The organism is Sphingobacterium sp. 40-24 (assembly GCF_001899705.1).
In the GTDB taxonomy this organism is placed as follows: Bacteria; Bacteroidota; Bacteroidia; order Sphingobacteriales; family Sphingobacteriaceae; genus Sphingobacterium; species Sphingobacterium multivorum.
Genome location: NZ_MKWH01000056.1, coordinates 1 through 6,395, shown reverse-complemented (window position 1 = coordinate 6,395; position 6,395 = coordinate 1). Strand labels below are relative to the sequence as shown.

At 38.9% G+C, this 6,395-nt stretch carries 4 protein-coding genes; 3 read left to right on the top strand and 1 reads right to left on the bottom strand.

The window, feature by feature from the left end; translation table 11 throughout:
• Positions 1 to 118 precede the first annotated feature (118 nt).
• Positions 119 to 871 (bottom strand): SIMPL domain-containing protein, encoded by a 753-nt coding sequence (locus tag BGP15_RS20905; protein ID WP_286770675.1) that lies wholly within the window; start codon positions 869 to 871, stop codon positions 119 to 121.
• Between the two features lie 95 nt (positions 872 to 966).
• Here BGP15_RS20905 and BGP15_RS20900 point away from each other — a divergent pair, with 95 nt between their 5' ends.
• The 3 genes from BGP15_RS20900 to BGP15_RS20890 all read left to right on the top strand — a co-directional run.
• A complete protein-coding gene (locus BGP15_RS20900) occupies positions 967 to 3,786 on the top strand; it encodes a S9 family peptidase (RefSeq protein WP_286770674.1) in 2,820 nt (939 codons plus the stop codon).
• A gap of 175 nt (positions 3,787 to 3,961) precedes the next feature.
• Positions 3,962 to 6,151, top strand: coding sequence for a glutamine synthetase III family protein (locus tag BGP15_RS20895; RefSeq protein ID WP_070565356.1), 2,190 nt, complete (start codon positions 3,962 to 3,964; stop codon positions 6,149 to 6,151).
• Between the two features lie 101 nt (positions 6,152 to 6,252).
• A partial coding sequence (locus tag BGP15_RS20890) for a transposase (protein WP_502688443.1) occupies positions 6,253 to 6,395 on the top strand: 143 nt, incomplete at its 3' end.

Here is a 6,395-nt window from a genome sequence, read left to right as displayed (position 1 = left end):
CCAATTCCGCCATCCGGGCATATCCGTTTGGGATGATGCAAAAGTAGGTTTTTTATTGAAAAGGAGAAAACTTTTTGAATAAATTTTCAATCAAAACCAATATAGGACTGAGATTCAGTCAAATAATTTTCCATAAGTTACTCAAAAAACTTGCTTTAACTGTGATATTAGCTGTTTTTTTTCTTGATGCTGTATTAAATGCACCACCTGAAGAGTACTCTTCGTTGTCGTTTTGTCCCGTTATCTGAAAAATTCCCAGATCGGCCTTTACCAGATTACCCAATCCGGCATTCGATTCCTTTGCGATATTCTCTGCACGTTGATGTGCATTTTTTGAAGCCTGTGAAATAAGTTCCAGCTTTAGATCCTCTAGCTTGGAGTAATAATAGTTAGGGGTACTGGAGCTAAGTTCTATCCCCTTGGAAATTAATGTCGATATTTCTCTTGAAGCATTGTCAACTTTATTTAAGTCTTTTGATTCGACACTGACGGCCTGCGATAAGGTATAACCGGAAAAAGTATTATAACCATTGCCTTTTCCATCGGTATGATATTCAAAGTCTTTGGCAATATTAACAGCCTCGAAACGGATCTCGTCAGCCTTAACCCCCTGTTGTACTAAAAAGTCCCGCACCAAATCCCTATCGGTAGCCAATTGTGCTGAAGCAGCACTCAATTCATAATTCTTTCGGCTAAAAGTAGCACTCCATTTGACTAAATCGGATTCAAAATCTTTTTTGGCATTACCATTAACAGTGATTGTCTGCGTCGATTTAAACTTATAGCGATAAGCTGTACCCAATATCCAGGTGCCGAGCAAGAGCACAACGCCCATTATAATCGAAATAATAACAGCGGATGATGATTTCATAACCAGTTTTTTATGTTTACGTAACAATGAATATACCAAAAAATCGATGTTTATTTATTTTTTATGAATAAATTGCGACAAAAAGGTTTAAAAATATGAATAAGAAAAGTATCTGTATTCCATTTTGTTTTCTGGCTGCATTCGCTGCCCATGCGCAAAAGAAACCATTGGATCATACGGTATATGATAGTTGGCAAAGCGTATCATCACCCTATATCAGTAAATCGGGAAAATTTATCCTATTCCAGGTCGTTCCACAAGAAGGCGACAATCAGCTTTTTCTCAAAACCAAAGAGAACAAAGAAATCATTCAAATTCCCCGTGGGTATAATGGAAAACTAACAGATACCGAAAATCATCTGTTAAGTTTGGTCAAAGCGCCATTTGCCTTAACCCGCGAAGCCAAGATCAAAAAGAAGAAAGCCGAAGATCTCCCAAAAGATTCATTGGCAATCTACAATGTAACAACGTCATCCCTTGTCAAATTTGCGCAGGTAAAATCCTATAAAATTGCTGATCAAAACAACAATTTCGTCTCTTTTCTTTTCGACAAGGAAATAAAAGACAAACCTGATTCAAAAACGGCTACTGATGCCACACAAGCAAAGAAAAGCAGCGATAAAAAGAAAAAAACAGTGGCAACGCTTGCTTTATATGATCTAAATTCTGGTGATTCGGTGCAATTCTCATCTGTAGATCAATACGAATGGAATAAAAATGGATCAAAAATAGTTTTTTCAAAAAAAACAGATTCAAAAGATAGCCTATCAAAAGAATCTGGAGTCTACCTTTACGAAATAGCAACTAAAAAGCTTAAAAAGATATCAAATGGAAAAGGTAATTATAAAAATTTCAAATTTGATGAATCAGGTAATCAGCTCGCTTACCTGGGGGATCTCTCCAATGAAAAGGCATTACTAAAAAATTACAATCTATATTATTATGCCAATGGTATAGATACAGCCCAATACCTCGCAACAAAAACAAGCAATGGTATACCTAAAGACTGGGCCGTTAGTGGGGATGGCGATATCCGTTTCAGCAAAAATGGAGAGAAGCTATTTTTCGGCATAGCACCAATACCACGTGTCAGAGACACCACTTTGGTTGACTTTGAGCATGCTAAAGTGGACGTTTGGAACTGGCAAGACGACTATTTACAGCCCATGCAGTTGGTCAATTTAAAGAAAGATCTTGCAAGAAATTTCTTAGCGGTTACTTACCCCAAATATAATCGCAACATTATTCCCCTTACGGACCAAACATTTAACTCCACCGCACTTACACCGGACGGAAATGAAGAGTATATCTTAGCACGCACTGATTTTGGCAAGCGCATCGCAAGTCAATGGGAAGGCAGTACACGAGACGACATTTATCTGGTTTCAACAAAAACAGGAAATAAAGAGTTAATCCTTTCAAACTTTTCAGGAAATGCAATCTTAAGTCCTGACGCAAAATACATCGTATATTTCGACCAAGATAAAGGTTCCTGGAATTCCTATCAGGTTAGTTCAAAGAAAAAGACGGTGCTAAATGACGGTATACCAGCGTCCTTTGCTGACGAGGAAAATGATATGCCTACTGCCGCGCAAGGATATGGCATGGCAGCATGGAGTCCGGACTTTAAAGGGATTTACGTCAATTCGAGGTATGATATCTGGTATTTTAACTTGGACGGTTCCAACAAATCCATCTTGACCAACGGCTATGGAGCTGCATCGCAGACAACTTTCCGCTACTTACCGCTAAAAAGAGAAGAGGACCGCGAACAAGCCACAACACTCGACTATAAAAAGGGTGGTTTTCTAACTTCCTTTGACAATAAAACCAAAGAATCTGGTTTCTACCAGTTCAAGGGGCAGCATAGCGATCCTAAAAGTCTTTTGGTGGAGGCAAAAACGTTCAGGAATATCAGCTCTTCAGCGGATCAACAAACGATACTGTACAGTAAAGAGGATTATATGAATTCGCCTAATATCTACACCAATACCATAAAGTTCAAAGACGAATTACAACTATCCAATATTAATCAGCAACAGGCTAATTACAATTGGGGGACAGCAGAGTTAGTCCATTGGACAACGCCCGAAGGAAATCAGGCTGAGGGAATTCTTTATAAACCAGAAAATTTTGATCCTGCAAAAAAATATCCCATTATAGCTTACTTCTATGAAAAGCTTTCAGATGGATTATATACGTATCAACCCCCTGCTCCTACGCCATCGCGTTTGAACATCCCCTATTTTGTAAGTAACGAGTACCTGGTATTTGCGCCAAATATAAGCTACAAAACAGGTCATCCGGGTAAATCAGCTGAAGAATACATCAATTCTGGGATGAGATACCTCGCTCAGAATGCATGGGTTGATAGCACAAAGATGGGAATACAGGGCCAAAGTTGGGGCGGTTATCAAGTTGCTCACCTCATTACGCGGACCAATATGTACGCTGCAGCATGGACTGGTGCTCCTGTCGTCAACATGACATCTGCCTATGGCGGAATACGCTGGCAAAGTGGTATGTCCCGCCAGTTCCAATACGAACATACACAAAGCCGCATCGGAAAAACCCTGTGGGAAGCTCCAGAACTATATATCGAAAATTCACCTTTATTCCATTTGGATAAAGTTAAAACTCCTGTTGTCATTATGGCTAATGACAACGACGGGGCCGTGCCATGGTATCAAGGTATTGAAATGTTTACTGCGTTACGCCGATTAAACAAACCTGTATGGATGCTGAATTATAATGGTGATGAACATAACCTCATACTTCGACAAAACCGTAAGGATATACAAATTCGCGAACAGCAATTCTTCGATCATTTCCTAAAAGGTGCCCCCGCTCCTGCTTGGATGAAGAAAGGAGTACCTGCCACCGAAAAAGGAATAGACTGGGGATTCGAATTATAACACAAAACAATAAAAAAGGTGTGATTTATATAAATCACACCTTTTTTATTAGCCAAAAACCATAATTTTTGAATTATTTCACAAAAAACATCAAAAAAAATTTCAGTTTTCAATAAAAACACAATATTTTTGAAAAACAAAATCAACAAAACTGTAATTTAACTACAAAATACAAATGTCGAACCTAAGATTCAAAGCAGTAGAAGCAGCAGGCTCACGCCAAATTGCTTCATTTGAAAAAGTTGAAACTAAAAAAGCAACTGACATTTACGGAAAGAATGTTTTTTCCGTAAACAAAATGAAAGACTACCTTCCTAAAAATTCATACAAGGAGTTAGTTGCATCCATTGAAGAGGGACAGATTATTTCAAGAGATTTGGCTGAACACATTTCACAGGCCATGAAAACTTGGGCACTTAACCACGGCGTTTCTCACTACACACACTGGTTTCAACCTTTAACGGGTTCGACTGCTGAAAAACATGATGCTTTTTTTGAGCCAGACGAAAACGGTGAAGCCATTGAAAAATTTACTGCTGACGCATTAGTTCAACAAGAGCCCGATGCATCTTCTTTCCCAAATGGTGGTATCCGTAATACATTCGAAGCTAGAGGATATACAGCTTGGGATCCATCTTCTCCTGCATTCATTTACGAAACAGGTGCTGGTAAAACATTATGTATTCCAACAGTTTTTGTTTCCTATACGGGTGAATCATTAGACTATAAAGCTCCTTTATTGAAAGCCATCAACGCAGTAGATAAAGCGGCAACGGATGTTGCTCAATATTTTGACAAATCGGTCACTAAAGTAAACGCTTCTCTTGGTATTGAACAAGAGTATTTCTTGGTTGACCTTTCCTTATATAATGCTCGTCCAGATCTTCAGTTAACGGGCCGTACGTTATTTGGCCACATGTCGGCCAAAGGCCAACAATTGGAAGACCACTATTTTGGTGCGATTCCAGAGCGCGTATTAGCGTACATGGTGGACTTGGAAAACGAAGCGCTAAAATTAGGTATTCCTTTAAAGACTCGTCACAACGAAGTTGCACCTTCTCAATTTGAATGTGCTCCAATGTACGAAGAAATCAACTTGGCCATCGATCACAACCAATTGTTGATGAATGTCATGGAACAAGTTGCTTTAAGACACAACTTCAAAGTATTGTTGCATGAAAAACCATACTCTGGTGTCAACGGATCTGGTAAACACAACAACTGGTCTTTAATCACAAATACTGGTGTAAATTTATTATCTCCTGGAAAAACACCTAAAAACAATTTGATGTTCTTGACTTTCTTCGTCAATACCATCAAAGCTGTTTATGAATACGCTGATTTGATGCGCGCTTCTATCGCTAGTGCAAGCAACGATCACCGTCTGGGTGCAAATGAGGCTCCACCAGCAATTATTTCAATTTTCTTAGGTTCTCAATTGGATGAGCTTTTGGAAGAAGTTGAATCTGCTCGTGTTGCTAAAAAAGTAAAAGCAGAGGCAAACTTATGGCATGGTATTCCTAAAGTTCCTGAATTAAAACTGGACAATACAGACCGGAACCGTACTTCACCATTTGCCTTTACCGGTAACAAGTTTGAATTCCGCGCTGTTGGTTCTTCTGCAAACTCCGCTTTACCGATGACCGTGTTGAATGCGATCGTTGCAGCGCAATTGATCGAGTTCAAAACAGAAGTAGATAAACAAATCAAAAAAGGCACCAAAAAAGATCTTGCGATCTTAAATGTTGTCCGCAAATACATCAAAGATTCAAAAGCTATCCGCTTTGAAGGCAATGGATACAGCGAAGAATGGGAAAAAGAGGCCGAAGCACGTGGTCTTTCTAACATCAAATCGACACCTAAAGCATTAGATGTTTATGTAAAAGAAGAATCTTTAGCCCTGTTTGAATCACTAGGTATTTATACCAAACGTGAATCAGAAGCTCGCCACGAAATTTTGCTTGAAAACTTCTATAAAAAATTACAAATTGAGGCGCGTGTCATCGAAGAGATGGTTAACAACCAAATCGCCCCAGCATGTTTCATTTATCAAAACGAATTGATTGAAAACGTCAAAGGATTAAAAGACCTGGGTCTGGCACAAGCAGCATTCAGCTCTCAATTGAACTTTGTAGAACGTATTTCAACACACGTAAATACCATCTTGGAGCAAGCTGAAGCAATGCGTCAAGAACGTAAAAAAGCAAACCAAATTGATGATGTACGTGAGAGATCAATCGCTTACGATGAATTGGTTAAACCATATTTCGATGTGATCCGTTATCATGTCAACAAATTGGAGAAAATTGTTGATGACAAAAAATGGCCTCTTCCAAAATTGAGAGAGATCTTATTTTTAAGTTAAGATAACTTCCCCTAAAACAAAAAGAGCCGGCGATATTGCTGGCTCTTTTTGTTTTAGGGGAATGTCTCGTCCTGAAATATCGATACACAAAAAGAATCGTTATGGAAGAAGGAACAAATTATGTAAAGCGGACTCAGCGTGATTACAGTTTAACATTGAAGCTGAATGTCGTTAAAGAGATTGAATCGGGGAAATTGACACTCTCCCAAGCACAAAAACAGTATGGCATCCAGGGAGATAGCAC

Coding starts and splice junctions, on each gene's coding strand:
- BGP15_RS20905 (WP_286770675.1), bottom strand. CDS start 871: ATGAAATCATCATCCGCTGTTATTATTTCGATTATAATGGGCGTTGTG.
- BGP15_RS20900 (WP_286770674.1), top strand. CDS start 967: ATGAATAAGAAAAGTATCTGTATTCCATTTTGTTTTCTGGCTGCATTC.
- BGP15_RS20895 (WP_070565356.1), top strand. CDS start 3,962: ATGTCGAACCTAAGATTCAAAGCAGTAGAAGCAGCAGGCTCACGCCAA.